The organism is Exiguobacterium sp. s133 (assembly GCF_018618595.1).
GTDB lineage: Bacteria > Bacillota > Bacilli > Exiguobacteriales > Exiguobacteriaceae > Exiguobacterium_A > Exiguobacterium_A oxidotolerans.
The window spans coordinates 37,797-54,413 of sequence record NZ_JACSMK010000015.1 but is presented as its reverse complement, the minus strand read 5'-3'; the positions used below and the strand labels follow the sequence as shown (position 1 = coordinate 54,413).

The window sequence follows — 16,617 nt, the reverse complement described above, 5'->3', positions numbered from 1 at the left end:
ACGCCGAAAGTAGTTGGGGGCTTCCCCCTGTGAGGATAGGACGTTGCCAGGCAATTGAAAAAGACCGATCTGCATCTTGCAGGTCGGTCTTTTTGTGTATGTTCATTTAGAGTTAAATTATTTGCAATTCACTTTTAAGATGATTACTATTAAATCAAACAATAGTCAAAGATGGTCAGAGAGGTGGTGCCCATGCAAAACATCACAGATATCATCGAAGCCTATTTAAAACAAATCTTAAATGATGAAACAAAAGTTGAAATCAAACGTCAAGAAATTGCCCAGCGTTTTGATTGTGTTCCTTCCCAAATCAATTATGTCATCAACACACGTTTTACAGTCGAAAAAGGCTATTTTGTCGAAAGTAAGCGTGGTGGTGGAGGGTATATCCGGATTCAGAAAATCGTTTTGCTAGATAGTCACGATCTCTTAGACGAGATGAGTGCCTGGGTCGGTGATCAATTAACCGAACAGGCTGCTGAAGATTATTTGATTCGATTAATGAATGAACAATTATTAACGCGACGTGAAGCGATTATCATCCAAGCGTTGTTACGAAAAGAAAGTCTACCGATGGATGTAGAAGATCAACACCGGATGCGAGCGCATCTGATGCAATCACTTCTCCAAACCATCAAGCGATTGTAGCATTGGAGGAATGCCATATGCGATGTCAACGTTGTTTAGAGCGCGAGGCAATCGTACGTGTCAAACTTCCACAAGAAACGGAAGGAGCAGAGCGTGTTTTATGTTCTGTATGTGTCCGAGAGCTTGCGCGCGAGTATCAAGGTACAACGTGTCCTTCTTGTGGTATGACACGACAACAGTTGTTGCATTTGAGAAAAGTTGGTTGTGCGACGTGTTACACCGTATTTAAGGATGAAGTCGATGGAATGGTCCGTCAATTCCAGCATGGCCACTCCAAACATTATGGATCACGCCCTGATGAAGAATCAGTCGAAAAGCGTTTGAAGCAACAGTTAAGCCGGTTAAAAGAACAACTCAATCGGAAGGTCTTGTCAGAAGATTACGAAGAAGCTGAACTGATTAAACAACAGATTGTTAGCGTCGAGGAGGATTTGCGCCATGTTTAAAGAATTATTGACGCATCCTTTAAGTGAAAAAATGAATCAACAAGCCCCTTATGATGACATCGTCGTCTCGACACGGATTCGTTTAGCTCGAAATGCGATGCAATATCCGTTCTCGACGATGCTGTCGGAAAAAGAGGCGAATGAACTGATTGATGAAACGGAACGCCAGTTGAGTGGACTAAAAGGATTCCGATTTGGACGGGTCGACCAGGCGGATGCGCTGACACGGACTGCTTTAGTGGAAAAACATTTAATCAGTCCCGCACTTGCATCCCATCCACGGACGGGATTGTTCATTAGTGAAGATGAACAGATTAGCGTCATGGTGAATGAAGAAGATCATTTCCGGATTCAAACATTGTTTCCGGGTCTACAACTCGAAGAAGCTTTTCGGATCGCGAAACAAGTCGATCAATTGATTAGTGAACGTTTTAAGATTGCCTTTGATGATACACTCGGTTATTTGACAACCTGTCCGAGCAATGTCGGGACGGGACTTCGCGCTTCTGTCATGCTGCATCTACCTGGACTTGTCTTGACGAATCAAATTCAAGGATACGTCAAGCACTTGAGACAGCTTGGTTTTGCGATTCGTGGCCGGTATGGTGAAGGCAGCGACGCCTCTGGGCGGATGTTTCAACTGTCGAATCAACGGACTCTTGGAGCGAGTGAAGATATGCTGATTACGGATTATCTTTTTGCTGTTGAAGCATTAATTGAGGCAGAACAGGCCGCAAGAAAAGGATTAATGGAGATGTATCAAGAAGAACTAGAAGACCGGTTATACCGGTCGTATGGCATTTTAACATCCGCCCGTTTAATTACGGCACGAGAAGCAACGGAACGTCTATCCGATGTTCGCTTAGCAGATGGGCTAGGATTAGCTGTCAATCTCGCACCGAATGTGTTTCATCATTTACTTGTATCCTTACAAACAGGTTTTCTACAAAAGCATTTCGGGAATCAATTAACAACAAGAGAACGGGACATCGAGCGAGCGAATGTGATTCGTCAGATGTTAACCGAACAGAAACACAGGGATCACACACAAGGAGGTTTTGCGTAATGATGTTTGGACGATTCACAGAACGTGCCCAACGCGTACTCGCACTTGCACAGGAAGAAGCAGTACGACTCGGACACCATAATATCGGGACAGAACATATTTTACTCGGGCTTGTACGTGAAGGAGACGGGATTGCTGCGAAAGCTTTAACAGCACTCGGACTCAGTTCAGATAAAATTCAAATGGAAGTCGAAGCATTGATCGGTCGTGGACAAGATGGTGCGACGACGATTCACTATACGCCGCGCGCAAAAAAAGTCATCGAACTTTCAATGGATGAAGCACGTAAGCTCGGTCATTCGTATGTCGGCACGGAGCACCTCTTACTCGGCTTGATTCGTGAAGGTGAAGGTGTTGCGGCACGCGTCTTAAACAACCTTGGAATCAGTCTTTCTAAAGCACGTCAGCAAGTATTGCAACTGCTTGGGAACAGCGAAACGACAGCTAACGCATCACAAGCAGGCTCAGGCGTCGCGACGCCAACGCTAGATGGCTTGGCACGCGACTTGACGCAACAAGCACGTGAGACACGTCTCGACCCAGTCATCGGACGCGCAAAAGAAATTCAACGTGTCATCGAAGTCTTGAGTCGTCGGACGAAAAACAACCCGGTTTTGATTGGGGAGCCAGGTGTTGGTAAAACAGCTGTCGTCGAAGGACTCGCCCAACAAATCATCAACAATGAAGTGCCGGAAACGTTACGGAATAAACGCGTCATGGTTCTCGACATGGGGACGCTCGTCGCCGGGACGAAATACCGTGGTGAGTTCGAAGACCGTTTGAAAAAGGTCATGGATGAAATCCGTCAAGCTGGAAACATCATTCTCTTCATCGACGAATTGCACACATTGATTGGTGCAGGTGGAGCAGAAGGCGCAATCGATGCGTCAAACATTTTAAAACCATCACTCGCGCGCGGTGAACTCCAATGTATCGGTGCGACGACACTTGACGAATACCGCAAATATATCGAAAAAGATGCAGCGCTTGAGCGTCGTTTCCAACCAATTCAAGTCGCTGAACCAACAGCGAACGAAGCAACACAAATCTTGTTTGGTCTTCGTGACCGTTATGAAGCCCACCACCGTGTCACGATCACGGATGAAGCGATTCAAGAAGCGGTGACGCTTTCTGACCGTTACATCTCGGACCGTTTCCTACCGGATAAAGCAATCGACTTGATTGACGAAGCGGCTTCAAAAGTTCGTCTTCGTTCATATACAGCACCACCGAACTTAAAAGAAGTCGAAGCAAAACTTGAAGGCATCCGAAAAGATAAAGACGAAGCCGTCCAAAGCCAAGAATTCGAAAAAGCAGCAAGCTTACGCGACACTGAGCAAAAACTTCGCGATGAGCTCGAGCGCTTAAAAGAAGAATGGCAGAACAAACAAGGCAATGAGAAGCTTGAAGTCACAAAAGATGATATCGCGCAGGTCGTCGCGAGCTGGACGGGCGTACCCGTAACGAAAATCGCTGAAGAAGAAACCGATCGTTTGCTCCGTCTCGAAGAAATTCTTCATAGTCGGGTCATCGGTCAAAATGAAGCGGTCAAATCAATCTCAAAAGCAATCCGTCGCGCACGTGCCGGACTCAAAGATCCTAAACGTCCAATCGGTTCATTCATCTTCCTCGGTCCAACGGGTGTCGGTAAAACAGAGCTTGCCCGTGCCGTCGCAGAATCGATGTTTGGTGACGAGGATGCCATCATCCGAATCGACATGTCAGAATACATGGAGAAACATGCAACAAGCCGACTCGTCGGTTCACCTCCTGGATATGTCGGATATGAAGAAGGCGGTCAATTGACTGAAAAAGTACGCCGTAAACCGTACTCCGTCATCTTGCTTGATGAAATTGAAAAAGCTCACCCTGAAGTCTTCAACATCTTGCTTCAAGTGCTCGATGATGGACGTCTTACGGATTCAAAAGGCCGGACAGTCGATTTCCGTAATACGATCATCGTCATGACGTCGAACGTCGGTGCAAGTGCCCTCAAACGGAATAAATACGTCGGGTTCACAGTGTCGGACGATACGGACCGCGAATACAAAGACATGAAGGGGAAAGTGATGGACGAACTGAAGAAAGCCTTCCGTCCTGAGTTCTTGAACCGGATTGACGAAACGATCGTCTTCCACTCACTTGAGAAAAAACACATCGAAGAGATCGTCAAACTCATGGCGAAGACTCTCGAAAAACGCCTTGCGGAACAACAGGTTCACTTTGAATTGACACCTGCCGCGCTTTCGAAGATTGCCGACATCGGATACGACCCAGAATACGGAGCTCGCCCAATCCGTCGTGCACTTCAACGAGAAGCTGAGGATCGTTTGTCGGAAGCATTGCTTGCGGGAGACATTCAAAAAGGAGAACGTGTTGCACTTGATGTAGAAAACGATGAATTCATCGTCCGCCGCCACCAAGTGGAACCGGCAACGACAGAATAAGTGATCAACAGGGTCCAGCTTTCGCAAGTACGAAGCGAAAGCTGGGCTTTTTCTTGGATAGAGAAAGGATGAACAGAGTGGCTAAAATGAAGACGAAATTTGTTTGCCAAAGCTGTGGGACGGAGTCACCGAAATGGATGGGACGCTGCTCCGGCTGTGGGGAATGGAATACGATGGTCGAAGAAGTCGTCGAGGAGAAGAAAGCACGACGCGGTTCCGCTTTTGTCCATACGACGACGAAACAATTGAAACCGGAACGTCTCGCAAATATCGTCTCACAAGAAGAAAGTCGTGTCTTCACGGGGAGTAGTGAATTTGACCGTGTGCTCGGCGGCGGGATTGTGCCCGGATCGATGGTCCTCGTCGGAGGTGACCCGGGGATTGGGAAATCGACGATTCTGTTACAGACAAGTGCGCGCCTTGCACAACGCGGCGAAAAAGTCCTCTATATCTCAGGTGAGGAATCGCTCAAACAGACAAAACTCCGCGCTGAACGGCTCGGTTTACCGACTCAAGACTTATTCGTGCTCAGTGAAACGGACATGAATATGATTGAGCGGGTCGTCGACGAAGAAAAACCAGGCTTTTTAATCATCGACTCGATTCAAACGGTCTATATCGATGAAATTCAGTCTGCCCCTGGTAGCGTCACGCAAGTACGTGAATGTACGGCGATGCTGATGAAAATCGCGAAGAGTCGCGGCATTGCCATCTTTATCGTCGGTCACGTCACGAAACAAGGTTCGATTGCCGGACCTCGTTTACTCGAACACATGGTCGATGCCGTCCTGTACTTCGAAGGGGAACGTCACCATACGTTCCGGATCCTCCGTGCCGTCAAAAACCGGTTTGGTTCGACGAACGAGATTGGAATCTTTGAAATGCGGGAGTCTGGTTTAGAAGAAGTCTTGAATCCATCGGAAATCTTCCTCGAGGAGCGGACGTCCGGTGTGTCGGGTTCGACAATCGTTGCTTCGATGGAGGGGACACGGACTGTTCTCGTTGAGTTACAAGCCCTGATTTCACCGACATCATTCGGTAATCCACGCCGTATGGCAACAGGGATTGACCAAAATAAAGTGGCCTTGCTGATGGCAGTGCTTGAGAAACGATCTGGTTTACTGCTCCAGACACAAGATGCCTATTTGAAAGCAGCTGGTGGCGTCAAGCTCGATGAACCGGCGATTGACCTCGCCGTCTGTGTCGCGATTGCCTCGAGTTTTCGCGACAAGCCGACACGTCCGACAGATGTCGTCATTGGTGAAGTAGGTTTGACGGGAGAAGTCCGGCGCGTCTCACGGATTGAGCAACGCGTCGCAGAAGCTGCGAAGCTCGGATTCACACGAGCCATCATTCCGAAAAACAATCTCGGGGGATGGACCTATCCGGACGGCATCACGGTCATCGGTGTCGAAAGTGTTGACGAAGCGTTACGCGAAACCATCCCGTTTTAAACGCCTGAAATGTAGGAAAAGATGGGGAGGCTGTAATGGATATGTAAACAGTTTCCCCACCTTAAGGCGTAGGTGATTCAAATAAATACATGTTACAATGAACTTAAAATAATAGAAGGAGGTGGGAAGATTGAAAATCATCATTCGAATCTTTTTCGCGTTACTCGGTCTTGCGCTTGGTGTCTTGTTATTGCCCCAGTTATTTCAATTAATTGAAGCGGCGACAGGGATGACTTTCCCGGAATGGTTGATGACGACATACGTAACCGGAACGATTGGTGCACTCATATTTTTATTAATTGGATTATTCATTACGGATGCGGTTATTCGACTTCTCCGATTTTTAGAAGAAAAACTAGTAAAGGCGCCCGCTGCAGATTTATTCTTTGGAACATTTGGTCTCTTGCTAGGTCTCGTGATGGCATTTCTCGTCAGCATGTTGATCGAACTTGTCGGGATTCCGCTGCTTAGTAATGTCTTAACCATTTTCGCGACTGCCTTATTCGGATACCTCGGCTTTACGGTCGGATATCGCAAACGGCATGAGTTGACGAAAATCTTTTTACGGTCAAACAGTAGTAACTCGGATAAAAAGTCGACACCGGAACCCGTTGTTGTCGCAAAATCAAACAGTAAAGTACTCGATACGAGTGTTATCATCGATGGACGGATCACAGATATCGCGAAGACCGGATTTGTCGAAGGGAAACTGATCGTTCCGCAATTCGTGATTGGGGAACTTCAGTACATTGCCGATTCATCGGATACATTAAAACGAAATCGTGGACGCCGGGGGCTTGACGTCTTAAAAGAACTCCAATCAATCCCTGGGATGGAAGTCGAAATTTATGATGGTGACTTCGAGGATGTACCAGAAGTCGACATCAAACTGATTAAGCTGGCAGAGTTGATGAAAGGAATTGTCGTTACGAACGATTACAACTTGAATAAAGTGTGTGAAGTCCGGAACGTACCCGTCTTGAACATCAATGATTTAGCAAATGCCGTCAAGCAAGTTGTGATTCCGGGTGAAGAGATGATGGTGCTTGTCATCAAAGAAGGAAAAGAGCAAAAGCAAGGGATTGCCTACCTCGAAGATGGCACGATGGTCGTCGTCGAAGGTGGTAAACACTTGATTTCGAAAACGATTGGTGTTGTCGTGACGAGTGTCCTTCAGACGTCTGCTGGACGGATGATTTTTGCGAAGCCACAAGAAAAATAAGGGACTGCCACAACTGTGGCAGTCTTTACTTATGAGAAAAGAGGGAATGCAGTGATAGAACAGACATACCGCGTCGTCATTCCGGCAGCTGGTGCCGGAAAAAGAATGGGCGCAGATCGTAATAAACTGATGCTGCTGTTACGGGACCGTTCAATCATTGAGTGGACACTCGATGTGTTTGAAGCCGATCCCTTATGTGAAGAAATCATTCTTGCCATCAATCCGGCGGAACAAGTCTGGTTTGAGCAAGTGACGGACCGATACGCAACGCCTGTACGCCTTGTTGCCGGAGGACGGGAACGGCAAGAAAGTGTCTTACGCGGACTGGAAGTCATCGAAGCACCCGGTATCGTGTTGATTCATGACGGCGCCCGGCCATTCATCGAACAGACAGCGATTCATGCCGTCGTCGCGGCGGCAGTCGAGCACAAAGCAGCGATTCTCGCCGTCCCGGTCAAAGATACGGTCAAACGGATCATCGGAGAGACGATCGTCGAAACGGTTCCGCGTGACGAACTGATGGCAGCTCAAACACCGCAAGCCTTCGATCTCGACACGATCCGAACCGTCCATCAAAAAGCAGCAGAACACTATTTAGGTACAGATGATGCAAGTTTGATAGAATGGGACGGAGGAAAGGTGACGCTCGTCACCGGTCAGTATGAAAATATTAAAGTGACGACACCGGATGATTTATGGTTTGGTGAAGCGATCTTAATGAAACGAGGGAAATAACGATGATTCGAATTGGACAAGGTTTTGATGTACATGCATTCGCAGAAGATCGGAAACTCATTTTAGGTGGGATTGAAATCCCACATACGAAAGGATTACTCGGTCACTCGGATGCGGACGTCTTGCTCCATACGATTGCGGATGCAGCACTCGGAGCGATTGCAGAAGGGGATATCGGCAAACATTTTCCGGACACCGATCCTGAGTTCAAAGATGCGGACTCTGCTAAACTGCTCGAACATGTCTATGCACTCGTCAAGCGTAAAGGATATGAATTGAGTAACTTAGACGCGACCGTCATCGCGCAAGCGCCTAAATTACGCCCGTACATCGATACGATGCGTGCGCGGATTGCGGAACTGCTTGAAGCGGACATCGAGCAGATCAATGTCAAAGCGACGACGACGGAATGGCTCGGGTTTACAGGGCGCGAAGAAGGAATTGCGTGCCAAGCTGTGATTCTGCTGAAACGAATCGAAGAATAAGGTATACTAATTAAGCGAATTTGAGACTAAAGGAGTGATCGGCAATGGCAGAAGTACGTGTACGTTATGCACCAAGTCCGACCGGGCACCTTCATATTGGGAATGCACGGACGGCTTTATTCAACTACTTGTTCGCACGTCATGCGGGCGGGAAAATGATTTTACGGATTGAGGATACGGACCAAAAACGAAACATTGATGGTGGCGTTGAAAGTCAGATGAAGTACCTCGAGTGGCTCGGAATCGATTGGGATGAAGGTCCAGGCCGCGGTGGCGATTACGGTCCTTACTTCCAAATGGAACGGCTTGATCTTTATCAAAAATACACAGACGAGTTACTTGAAAAAGGACTCGCCTACCGTTGCTACATGACCTCGGAAGAACTTGAGGCGGAACGTGAAGCACAAATTGCACGTGGTGAAGCACCGCGTTATTCAGGTGCACACCGAGATTTATCGCAAGAACAAGAAGACGCATTCGTCGCAGAAGGACGGACACCATCGATTCGGATTCGTGTACCGGAAAGCGTGACATATACGTGGAACGATATCGTCAAAGAAGACGTATCGTTTGAATCAAAAGACTTCGGGGACTGGGTCATCGTCAAAAAAGACGGGATTCCGACGTATAACTTCGCCGTTGTCGTCGACGATCACTTGATGGCAATCAGCCATGTCTTACGTGGAGACGACCACATCTCGAACACGCCGAAACAGATGATGATTTATGATGCGTTCGGTTGGGAGTATCCAACATTTGGTCACATGACGCTCATCGTCAACGAAGAGCATAAAAAACTGTCGAAACGTGATCAATCAATCATTCAGTACATCGAGCAGTATAAAGACCTCGGGTATCTCCCGGAAGCGTTACTTAACTTCGTGACGTTGCTTGGTTGGTCGCCGGTCGGAGAACAAGAAATCTTTACGAAAGAAGAATTCATCGAAATCTTTGATGCGTCCCGCCTGTCGAAGAGTCCAGCTGTTTTCGATCAACAAAAACTCGCTTGGATCAATGGGCAGTACATGAAACATCAATCGTTCGAAGAAGTATTCGAAGCGAGTCTTCCATTCCTTCAAGCAGCAGGACGCGTCTCAAACGAGCCGTCAGCAGAAGAACTCGACTGGGCGAAGAACCTCGTCGGACTTTACCGTGAGCAGATGACACACGGAGCGGAAGTCGTTGAGCTTTCAGAGATGTTTTTTGAAGATGAAGTGGTGTATGATGAAGAAGCAAACACTGTCTTGAGTGGCGAAACGGTTCCGACCGTCTTAGCTGAATTCGCGAACCAATTGCGGACACTTGAAGAGTGGACGCCGGAAGCGATCAAAGCATCAATTAAGGCAACACAAAAAGCAACCGGTCAAAAAGGAAAAAATCTGTTCATGCCAATCCGCGTCGCAACGACGGGGCAAACACATGGTCCAGAACTTCCGAATACGATTCAACTATTAGGAAAAGACCGCGTACTTGCGCGACTAGACGTATAAATAAAGCGTAGATGAGGAAAGTAGTGTCAATGTTTCTTCTCCAGAGACAAGCTTGTGTGGTGCGAGAGCTTGAAGAAAATTGCCATGAAATGCCCCTCTGAGTGCTACCCGAAATCAGTGAGAGTAGGCGTAGACGTATCTCCGGCGTTAACGGACACGGAGAGGGACGATTGATTCGTCCAAACAGAGTGGGACCGCGCTAATTAGCGTCTCTGTGCAGCGATGCACGGAGGCGCTTTTTCTTATGGAGAGGAGATTGAACATGACACGTATACGAGAAGACATTCGCAATGTATTCAACCAAGACCCGTCTGCACGCAGTAGCATTGAAGTCATCTTGACGTACCCCGGCTTACATGCGATTTGGATGCACCGTGTAGCCCATCGGTTATGGAAGTTGAACTTAAAGTTACTGGGGCGAAGCATTTCACAGTTCAGCCGCTTCTTGACAGGGATCGAAATTCATCCGGGTGCGACGATTGGTCGTCGCTTCTTCATCGACCATGGGATGGGTGTCGTCATCGGAGAAACAGCCATCATCGGCGACGATGTGACGATTTTTCAAGGCGTGACGCTCGGCGGGACGGGCAAAGAGACGGGCAAACGTCATCCGACGCTCGGTAATGGCGTGCTCGTTTCAGCCGGAGCACGTGTACTCGGTGATATTTCGGTCGGGGATGCATCAAAAATCGGGGCAAGCTCAGTCGTCCTAAAAGACGTCCCTGCTAACGCAACCGTCGTCGGGATTCCGGGACGTGTCGTCATCCAGGACGGAATGAAAGTCGAGGCCCCTCTCGATCACCGTCTACCGGATCCCGTTAGTGAGTGCCAGGAACGGATTGAAATTGAAATCGAAGAACTAAAACGGGAAATTGAACGAATCAAAGGAGGACTTCGGAATGATACAACTCTACAACAGCATGACCGGAAAAAAGGAACCATTTAAACCGTTAGAAGAAGGTAAGGTCAAGATGTACGTCTGTGGACCGACCGTCTATAACTATATCCACATTGGTAATGCCCGCCCGGCAATTGTCTTCGATACAGTCCGCCGCTACTTTACGTACCGCGGTTATGAGGTTCAGTACGTCTCGAACTTTACGGATGTCGATGATAAAATCATTCGGACGGCAAATGAACTCGGTGAAGATTATCATGACTTAACGAAACGTTTCATTGCCGCGTATCATGCAGATACGGGCGCTTTGAACGTCCAACAAGCGGACGTCCATCCGCTCGTTACGGAGACGATGGATGATATCATCGACTTCATCAAAGTTCTCGTTGAAAAAGGGAATGCCTATGCTTCAGGCGGAGATGTCTACTTCCGGACACGGAGTTTTGAGACGTATGGTCAGTTGAGTCAGCAATCGATTGATGAATTACAATCGGGCGCGCGGATTGAAGTCGGCGAGAAAAAAGAAGATCCACTCGATTTCGTTCTTTGGAAAGCCGTTAAGCCGGACGAACCGTCTTGGACAAGTCCATGGGGTGAAGGACGTCCGGGCTGGCACATCGAGTGCTCGGCGATGGCAAAGAAATACCTTGGCGATACGATTGATATCCATGCCGGTGGACAAGACTTGAAATTCCCGCACCATGAAAATGAAATTGCCCAGTCGGAAGCATGCAATTCTCAAAAATTCGCGAACTACTGGATGCACAATGGATTCGTCAACATCGAAAACGAGAAGATGTCGAAATCACTCGGAAACTTTTTGACGGTCCATGAAGCGATTCAAGTCGTCGATCCAATGGTCTTACGCTTCTTCATGCTGTCTGTTCAGTATCGCCATCCGATCAACTACAGCCGTGAGCTGATTGATCAAGCGGTCAACGGTCTCGCGCGAATTCGGGAGTCGGTCGCAAACGTCGAGCATCGTCTCGCGATGACGGCAGATCTCGGAACGGCAAACGAAAAATGGTTGAAGCGGATTGAAGACATCAAGCAACATTTCATCACGTCGATGGATGATGACTTCAATACAGCGAATGCTGTAACGGATTTGTTCGATTTATCGAAAGAAGCAAATCTTTATCTTGCAGAAGCACAAGTGTCAAAAGAAGTTCTTGAGCGCTTCCTGACCGTTTTCAATGAATTGTCGGGCGTATTAGGTGTAACGTTGACGGTCGACCGCGGACTGCTCGACGAAGAAGTCGAACAGTTGATCACAGAACGAAACGAAGCACGGAAAAATCGTGATTTCGGACGGGCAGATGAAATCCGCGATCAGTTACGCGACCAGGGCATCTTGCTTGAAGATACAGCACAAGGGATGCGGTGGAAGCGCGGATGAAGAACTATAAACAATTGAACGCGCTCGCGCTCGCCTATATGGGAGACGTCGTCTATGAGATGCATGTAAGAGAGCGACTACTTGACCGTGGTTTCGTCAAACCAGGCGAGTTGCATCAAGCAGCGGTCCAGTATGTCCGGGCGCAAGCACAGGCGACCGTCGTTACACATTGGCTCAATCAGGGAACACTGACAGAAGAGGAACAAGCCGTCGTCCGGCGTGGGAAAAATGCGAAGTCCGGTTCTGTACCAAAAAGTACGGATGTCCATACGTACCGCTACGCGACGGCGTTCGAAGCATTGTTAGGCTACATTTATCTTTCAGAAGGAGGGGATCGTCTTGAAGAACTCATCGGGCAAGCGTTCGAATTACTCGAAGCCGAAACGACAGACGGAAAATAACCCAGTCGATCAAGGACAGCGCCCTAAGACTGGCGAAAAACGAAAACGTGTTGAAAAGAAACAAGAGGACCCGGTCGTCATCGAACCACTCGCGGAAGGGCAGGATTTCCTTTACGGACGAAATCCTGTTCTCGAAGCGTTACGAAGTGGACGCGAAATGAATAAACTCTTTATCCAGGAAGGTCAACAAAAAGGTCCACTCGCCGTCATCCACGCGATGGCGCAAGAAGCGAATGTCCAAATTCAAATCGTCCCCCGTTCAAAACTGAATGGTCTGACAGGGAGCGACAACCACCAAGGTGTCGTTGCGGCAGTTGCCGCCTATGAATACGCGGAACTCGACGATATCTTTGCCCTAGCAGAGAAGAAGGATGAGACACCACTCATCGTCTTACTCGACGAGCTGGAAGACCCGCATAACCTCGGTTCGATTCTTCGGACGGCAGACGCTGTCGGTGCGCACGGGGTCATCATTCCGAAACGCCGCTCGGTCGGATTGACACAAGTCGTCGCAAAAGCATCGACGGGTGCAATCGAGCATATTCCGGTCGTTCGCGTGACGAACTTAACGCGGACGATGGAAGACCTCAAGAAAAAAGGACTTTGGTTCGTCGGGACGGATGCGCGTGAAAGTGATGATTACCGGACGCTTGACGGAACGATGCCGCTTGGAATCGTCATTGGTAGTGAAGGAAAAGGGATGAGTCGCCTCGTCCGAGAGAAATGTGATTTCCTTGTCCACCTTCCGATGGCGGGCCATGTCACGTCACTCAATGCTTCCGTTGCCGCGTCACTCTTATTGTATGAAGTGTACCGGACGAGAAAGCCGTACGCGCGATGAAATATGACCGTCTGATCGTTGATGGCTACAATATCATTGGCGCATGGCCGGAATTCCGGACATTGCGGGAGCAAGATTTTGAATTAGCACGGGAACGATTGGTCGATGCAATGGCGGAATATCAGGCAGTGACAGGAATTAGTGTCACCATCGTCTTTGATGCCTATCTTCAGCCAGGGCGCGAGTCACGCTTAAAAAAGAGTGGACTCGAGGTCATTTATACACGCGAGAATGAAACTGCTGACGAATGGATAGAAAAAACGGCAGCCGAGTGGTTACAAGACATCCGTGTCAAGCTGACGGTCGCGACGAACGACTTCACGGAACAATGGGTGATCTTTACGCTCGGCGCACTCCGCATCTCGGCACAAGAGTTGAGACGGGACTGGAAAGCAGCGGTCGCCGTCATTCAGGGACAGACGACGATGTCGAAGACGAGCAAGAAACCGCGGTCGACTATCGATTTGCCGGCAGATGTCATCGAACGGCTTGAACAAATCCGAAGAAGGAAAAATTCAGATCAGTAAGGGGGTCTCCCCTTAAAAATAAACCGTTTTCTTGACGTACCTGTCGAGAAGGCGGTTTTTTTGAGGGCGAAATACAGATAAAAAGAGGTCATGCCAATTTTCACTGTCGCAGGATAGGAAATTATTGTATAATTGTAGGCAATTGATTAGTTCGTCATAGAAGCTTGGAGGGATGAAGGATGAGTTTGGTTTCGTTCGACCAGTTTGAGTGCATGTCTGATGAGGCGCTTGTGGAACAAGCGAAGGTATTCGATAATAGCGATGCCCTTGAATTTTTGATCGAGCGCTATCGTAACTTCGTACGTGCGAAGGCCCGGTCATATTTTTTGATTGGTGCGGACCGCGAAGATATCATTCAAGAAGGTATGATTGGCCTATACAAAGCAGTACGTGACTACCGGACTGATAAGTTGGCTTCTTTTAAAGGATTTGCCGAACTCTGCATCACACGGCAAATGATCACGGCAATCAAGACGGCGACCCGTCAAAAACATATTCCTCTCAATTCGTACATCTCGCTTGATAAACCAATTTATGATGATGAATCTTCTGAACGGACGTTGCTTGATATCATCACTTCGACGGCACCATCGGATCCGCAAATCTTGATCGTCAACCGAGAAGAGTATGCAGACATCGAAACGAAGATGGATGAAATCCTTAGTGACTTAGAACGAAAAGTGTTGGCACTTTATCTCGACGGAAGAACGTACCAAGAGATTTCGGATGATCTCGATCGCCACGTCAAATCAATTGATAACGCGTTACAGCGTGTCAAACGGAAACTGGAGCGATACCTCGAGGCACGTGAGTTGATTGTCTAACCGCGAGGTGGATTGACCAATCCGACTACCGTATGCTACTGTATAAATAGCGCCTTACTAGCGAGACGCCGCTCATAGGCGTTTTTTTTTACGCTCTTTTTTGGAGGAATCTCCTCCGTTCGAGAGAGAGAGCGGCAAAGAAGGAGGTCTTTTGAGATGGCGAAGAAAGTAGGCCTTGCTTGTGATATTTGCGGTGCCCGCGATTATACGACGATGAAAAAAGAGGATGTCACAGTCCGCTTGGAATTGAAAAAATTCTGTCGGCGTTGTAACGCGCATACGATTCATAAAGAAGCGAAATAAGGCTTCATCTATCCCGATTTAATACATCCTGGAGGGAAAGTACGATGAAATTTTTGCGTGACGTATGGAATGAACTGAAAAAGACGAGCTGGCCAAAACGAAAAGAATTGACGAAGTACACATTGACGGTAATCGGTATGGTTATCTTCATGGGCGTCTTCATCTTTGGTATCGATTCTGGTCTCAGCGCACTCATGAGTTGGTTGATTAAGTAAAAGAAGAGGTGGCGTACCATGGATAAACAGTGGTTTGTCGTCCAAACGTACTCTGGATTCGAAAACAACGTCAAGGCTAACCTTGAACGTCGGATCGAGTCTATGAACATGGACGAGAAAATCTTCCGTGTACTCGTTCCGATTGAAACGGTACAGGAAGAAGTAACGAATAAAAAAGGCGAAACAAAAATCAAAGAGCGTGAAGTTAAGATTTTCCCGGGGTATGTCCTCGTTGAAATGGTCATGACGGATGATTCTTGGTATGTTGTTCGTAACACACCGAACGTAACCGGATTCCTCGGTTCAGTGGGTGGTGGATCGAAACCGACGCCGCTTCTTCCTGAAGAAGCTGAAAACATCCTTGGTTCAATGGGACTTGTCGACATGAAGAGTCGTTATGACTACTCACTCGGTCAAATCGTCCGAATCAAAGAGGGTGCCTTCGAGAACCTTGAAGGAACGGTTGAAGAGCTTGATACAGAAACAGAAAAAATGAAAGTTTCTGTAGATATGTTCGGTCGCGAAACGAAAGTAGAACTCGATTTTTCACAAGTTGAAAAAATCGATTAAGTTTCCTATTGCGAATGTTTTGTTTTAATGGTACAATTTTTCCTGTTTGATGTTGTGCTTATTTCGATAAATAACTCGTCGAATAGAATGAGTGGGAGGACGCGCAACGTCCAATTAAACCACATTAAAGAATTAAGGAGGTGTGTCTCGTGGCGAAGAAGGTTATGAAACTAGTTAAACTTCAAATTCCTGCGGGCAAAGCAAACCCAGCTCCACCAGTTGGACCGGCACTCGGTCAAGCAGGTGTGAACATCATGGGCTTCTGTAAAGAGTTCAACGCTCGTACACAAGACCAAGCCGGCTTGATTATCCCTGTAGTCATCACGGTTTTTGAAGATCGTTCATTTACGTTTATTACTAAAACTCCACCAGCAGCAGTTCTCTTGAAGAAAGCAGCTGGAATCGAGAGCGGTTCAGGCGAGCCTAACCGTAAGAAAGTAGCGACTGTCAAACGTGACAAAGTTCGCGAAATCGCTGAAACGAAAATGCCAGACCTCAACGCAGCATCTGTTGAAACAGCGATGTTGATGGTTGAAGGTACTGCACGTTCTATGGGTATCGTAATCGAAGACTAAGTCTTTCGAATTACAATGAACAACGATGAGGGTCGCAGGCGGATAGTTAATTGAAGCCTTGCTACCCTTTC

19 protein-coding genes and 1 other annotated feature are annotated in these 16,617 nt (G+C 47.7%); all 19 genes read left to right on the top strand.

All coding sequences use genetic code 11. The features are described from left to right. Window positions 1–192: 192 nt before the first annotated feature. The 19 genes from KNP96_RS15860 to rplK all read left to right on the top strand — a co-directional run bounded on the left by KNP96_RS15860 (window position 193) and on the right by rplK (window position 16,546). Complete coding sequence (locus tag KNP96_RS15860) at window positions 193–648, top strand: CtsR family transcriptional regulator (protein WP_088835991.1); 456 nt, start codon at window positions 193–195, stop codon at window positions 646–648. A gap of 17 nt (window positions 649–665) precedes the next feature. Next, complete coding sequence (locus KNP96_RS15855) at window positions 666–1,094, top strand: hypothetical protein (RefSeq protein WP_088835992.1); 429 nt, start codon at window positions 666–668, stop codon at window positions 1,092–1,094. Next, on the top strand, window positions 1,087–2,160 hold the full coding sequence (locus tag KNP96_RS15850) for a protein arginine kinase (protein WP_214771737.1): 1,074 nt from the start codon (window positions 1,087–1,089) through the stop codon (window positions 2,158–2,160). Before KNP96_RS15855 ends, KNP96_RS15850 begins: the two co-directional genes overlap by 8 nt. Further along, on the top strand, window positions 2,160–4,607 hold the full coding sequence (gene clpC, locus KNP96_RS15845; protein ID WP_088835994.1) for an ATP-dependent protease ATP-binding subunit ClpC: 2,448 nt from the start codon (window positions 2,160–2,162) through the stop codon (window positions 4,605–4,607). Before KNP96_RS15850 ends, clpC begins: the two co-directional genes overlap by 1 nt. A gap of 77 nt (window positions 4,608–4,684) precedes the next feature. After that, window positions 4,685–6,061 (top strand): DNA repair protein RadA, encoded by a 1,377-nt coding sequence (gene radA / locus KNP96_RS15840; protein ID WP_029332236.1) that lies wholly within the window; start codon window positions 4,685–4,687, stop codon window positions 6,059–6,061. 130 nt (window positions 6,062–6,191) lie between these two features. Then, window positions 6,192–7,283, top strand: coding sequence for a PIN/TRAM domain-containing protein (locus KNP96_RS15835; protein WP_088835995.1), 1,092 nt, complete (start codon window positions 6,192–6,194; stop codon window positions 7,281–7,283). A 51-nt stretch (window positions 7,284–7,334) separates the two neighbouring features. Continuing rightward, window positions 7,335–8,018: a 2-C-methyl-D-erythritol 4-phosphate cytidylyltransferase gene (gene ispD / locus KNP96_RS15830; RefSeq protein ID WP_088835996.1), complete on the top strand. Its 684-nt coding sequence runs from the start codon at window positions 7,335–7,337 to the stop codon at window positions 8,016–8,018. A 2-nt stretch (window positions 8,019–8,020) separates the two neighbouring features. Beyond that, window positions 8,021–8,503 carry a 2-C-methyl-D-erythritol 2,4-cyclodiphosphate synthase gene (gene ispF / locus KNP96_RS15825; protein WP_029332239.1) on the top strand — a complete coding sequence of 161 codons (483 nt, stop codon included), beginning with the start codon at window positions 8,021–8,023 and terminating at the stop codon, window positions 8,501–8,503. Between the two features lie 44 nt (window positions 8,504–8,547). Further along, window positions 8,548–9,993: a glutamate--tRNA ligase gene (gene gltX / locus KNP96_RS15820; protein ID WP_214767893.1), complete on the top strand. Its 1,446-nt coding sequence runs from the start codon at window positions 8,548–8,550 to the stop codon at window positions 9,991–9,993. Beyond that, window positions 9,993–10,210: a binding site (T-box leader), on the top strand. It overlaps the preceding gene by 1 nt. Before the next feature lie 45 nt (window positions 10,211–10,255). Beyond that, complete coding sequence (gene cysE / locus KNP96_RS15815) at window positions 10,256–10,939, top strand: serine O-acetyltransferase (RefSeq protein ID WP_088835998.1); 684 nt, start codon at window positions 10,256–10,258, stop codon at window positions 10,937–10,939. Continuing rightward, complete coding sequence (cysS, locus tag KNP96_RS15810; RefSeq protein WP_088835999.1) at window positions 10,893–12,290, top strand: cysteine--tRNA ligase; 1,398 nt, start codon at window positions 10,893–10,895, stop codon at window positions 12,288–12,290. The genes cysE and cysS overlap by 47 nt, the downstream gene beginning before the upstream one ends. Continuing rightward, on the top strand, window positions 12,287–12,691 hold the full coding sequence (locus tag KNP96_RS15805; RefSeq protein WP_088836000.1) for a Mini-ribonuclease 3: 405 nt from the start codon (window positions 12,287–12,289) through the stop codon (window positions 12,689–12,691). The genes cysS and KNP96_RS15805 overlap by 4 nt, the downstream gene beginning before the upstream one ends. 79 nt (window positions 12,692–12,770) lie before the next feature. Continuing rightward, window positions 12,771–13,532 (top strand): 23S rRNA (guanosine(2251)-2'-O)-methyltransferase RlmB, encoded by a 762-nt coding sequence (gene rlmB, locus KNP96_RS15800; RefSeq protein ID WP_214771740.1) that lies wholly within the window; start codon window positions 12,771–12,773, stop codon window positions 13,530–13,532. Then, window positions 13,529–14,059, top strand: coding sequence for an NYN domain-containing protein (locus KNP96_RS15795; RefSeq protein ID WP_088836001.1), 531 nt, complete (start codon window positions 13,529–13,531; stop codon window positions 14,057–14,059). The genes rlmB and KNP96_RS15795 overlap by 4 nt, the downstream gene beginning before the upstream one ends. 179 nt (window positions 14,060–14,238) lie before the next feature. Then, window positions 14,239–14,883 (top strand): RNA polymerase sporulation sigma factor SigH, encoded by a 645-nt coding sequence (gene sigH, locus KNP96_RS15790; RefSeq protein WP_088836002.1) that lies wholly within the window; start codon window positions 14,239–14,241, stop codon window positions 14,881–14,883. A gap of 156 nt (window positions 14,884–15,039) precedes the next feature. Beyond that, window positions 15,040–15,186: a 50S ribosomal protein L33 gene (rpmG, locus tag KNP96_RS15785; RefSeq protein ID WP_029332247.1), complete on the top strand. Its 147-nt coding sequence runs from the start codon at window positions 15,040–15,042 to the stop codon at window positions 15,184–15,186. A gap of 44 nt (window positions 15,187–15,230) precedes the next feature. Then, window positions 15,231–15,401: a preprotein translocase subunit SecE gene (secE, locus tag KNP96_RS15780; protein ID WP_029332248.1), complete on the top strand. Its 171-nt coding sequence runs from the start codon at window positions 15,231–15,233 to the stop codon at window positions 15,399–15,401. A gap of 18 nt (window positions 15,402–15,419) precedes the next feature. Beyond that, entirely contained in the window at window positions 15,420–15,971 is a 552-nt protein-coding gene (gene nusG / locus KNP96_RS15775) for a transcription termination/antitermination protein NusG (protein ID WP_088836003.1), read from the top strand. A gap of 149 nt (window positions 15,972–16,120) precedes the next feature. Then, the gene (rplK, locus tag KNP96_RS15770; protein ID WP_012368996.1) at window positions 16,121–16,546 is read left to right on the top strand and encodes a 50S ribosomal protein L11; all 426 of its coding nucleotides are present in this window, start codon (window positions 16,121–16,123) and stop codon (window positions 16,544–16,546) included. Window positions 16,547–16,617: the final 71 nt, after the last annotated feature.

Bases quoted from the DNA above. Each gene is read 5' to 3' on its own strand.
- KNP96_RS15860 (WP_088835991.1), top strand. From the start codon at position 193: ATGCAAAACATCACAGATATCATCGAAGCCTATTTAAAACAAATCTTA.
- KNP96_RS15855 (WP_088835992.1), top strand. From the start codon at position 666: ATGCGATGTCAACGTTGTTTAGAGCGCGAGGCAATCGTACGTGTCAAA.
- KNP96_RS15850 (WP_214771737.1), top strand. From the start codon at position 1,087: ATGTTTAAAGAATTATTGACGCATCCTTTAAGTGAAAAAATGAATCAA.
- clpC (WP_088835994.1), top strand. From the start codon at position 2,160: ATGATGTTTGGACGATTCACAGAACGTGCCCAACGCGTACTCGCACTT.
- ispF (WP_029332239.1), top strand. From the start codon at position 8,021: ATGATTCGAATTGGACAAGGTTTTGATGTACATGCATTCGCAGAAGAT.
- gltX (WP_214767893.1), top strand. From the start codon at position 8,548: ATGGCAGAAGTACGTGTACGTTATGCACCAAGTCCGACCGGGCACCTT.
- cysE (WP_088835998.1), top strand. From the start codon at position 10,256: ATGACACGTATACGAGAAGACATTCGCAATGTATTCAACCAAGACCCG.
- cysS (WP_088835999.1), top strand. From the start codon at position 10,893: ATGATACAACTCTACAACAGCATGACCGGAAAAAAGGAACCATTTAAA.
- KNP96_RS15805 (WP_088836000.1), top strand. From the start codon at position 12,287: ATGAAGAACTATAAACAATTGAACGCGCTCGCGCTCGCCTATATGGGA.
- KNP96_RS15795 (WP_088836001.1), top strand. From the start codon at position 13,529: ATGAAATATGACCGTCTGATCGTTGATGGCTACAATATCATTGGCGCA.
- sigH (WP_088836002.1), top strand. From the start codon at position 14,239: ATGAGTTTGGTTTCGTTCGACCAGTTTGAGTGCATGTCTGATGAGGCG.
- rpmG (WP_029332247.1), top strand. From the start codon at position 15,040: ATGGCGAAGAAAGTAGGCCTTGCTTGTGATATTTGCGGTGCCCGCGAT.
- secE (WP_029332248.1), top strand. From the start codon at position 15,231: ATGAAATTTTTGCGTGACGTATGGAATGAACTGAAAAAGACGAGCTGG.
- nusG (WP_088836003.1), top strand. From the start codon at position 15,420: ATGGATAAACAGTGGTTTGTCGTCCAAACGTACTCTGGATTCGAAAAC.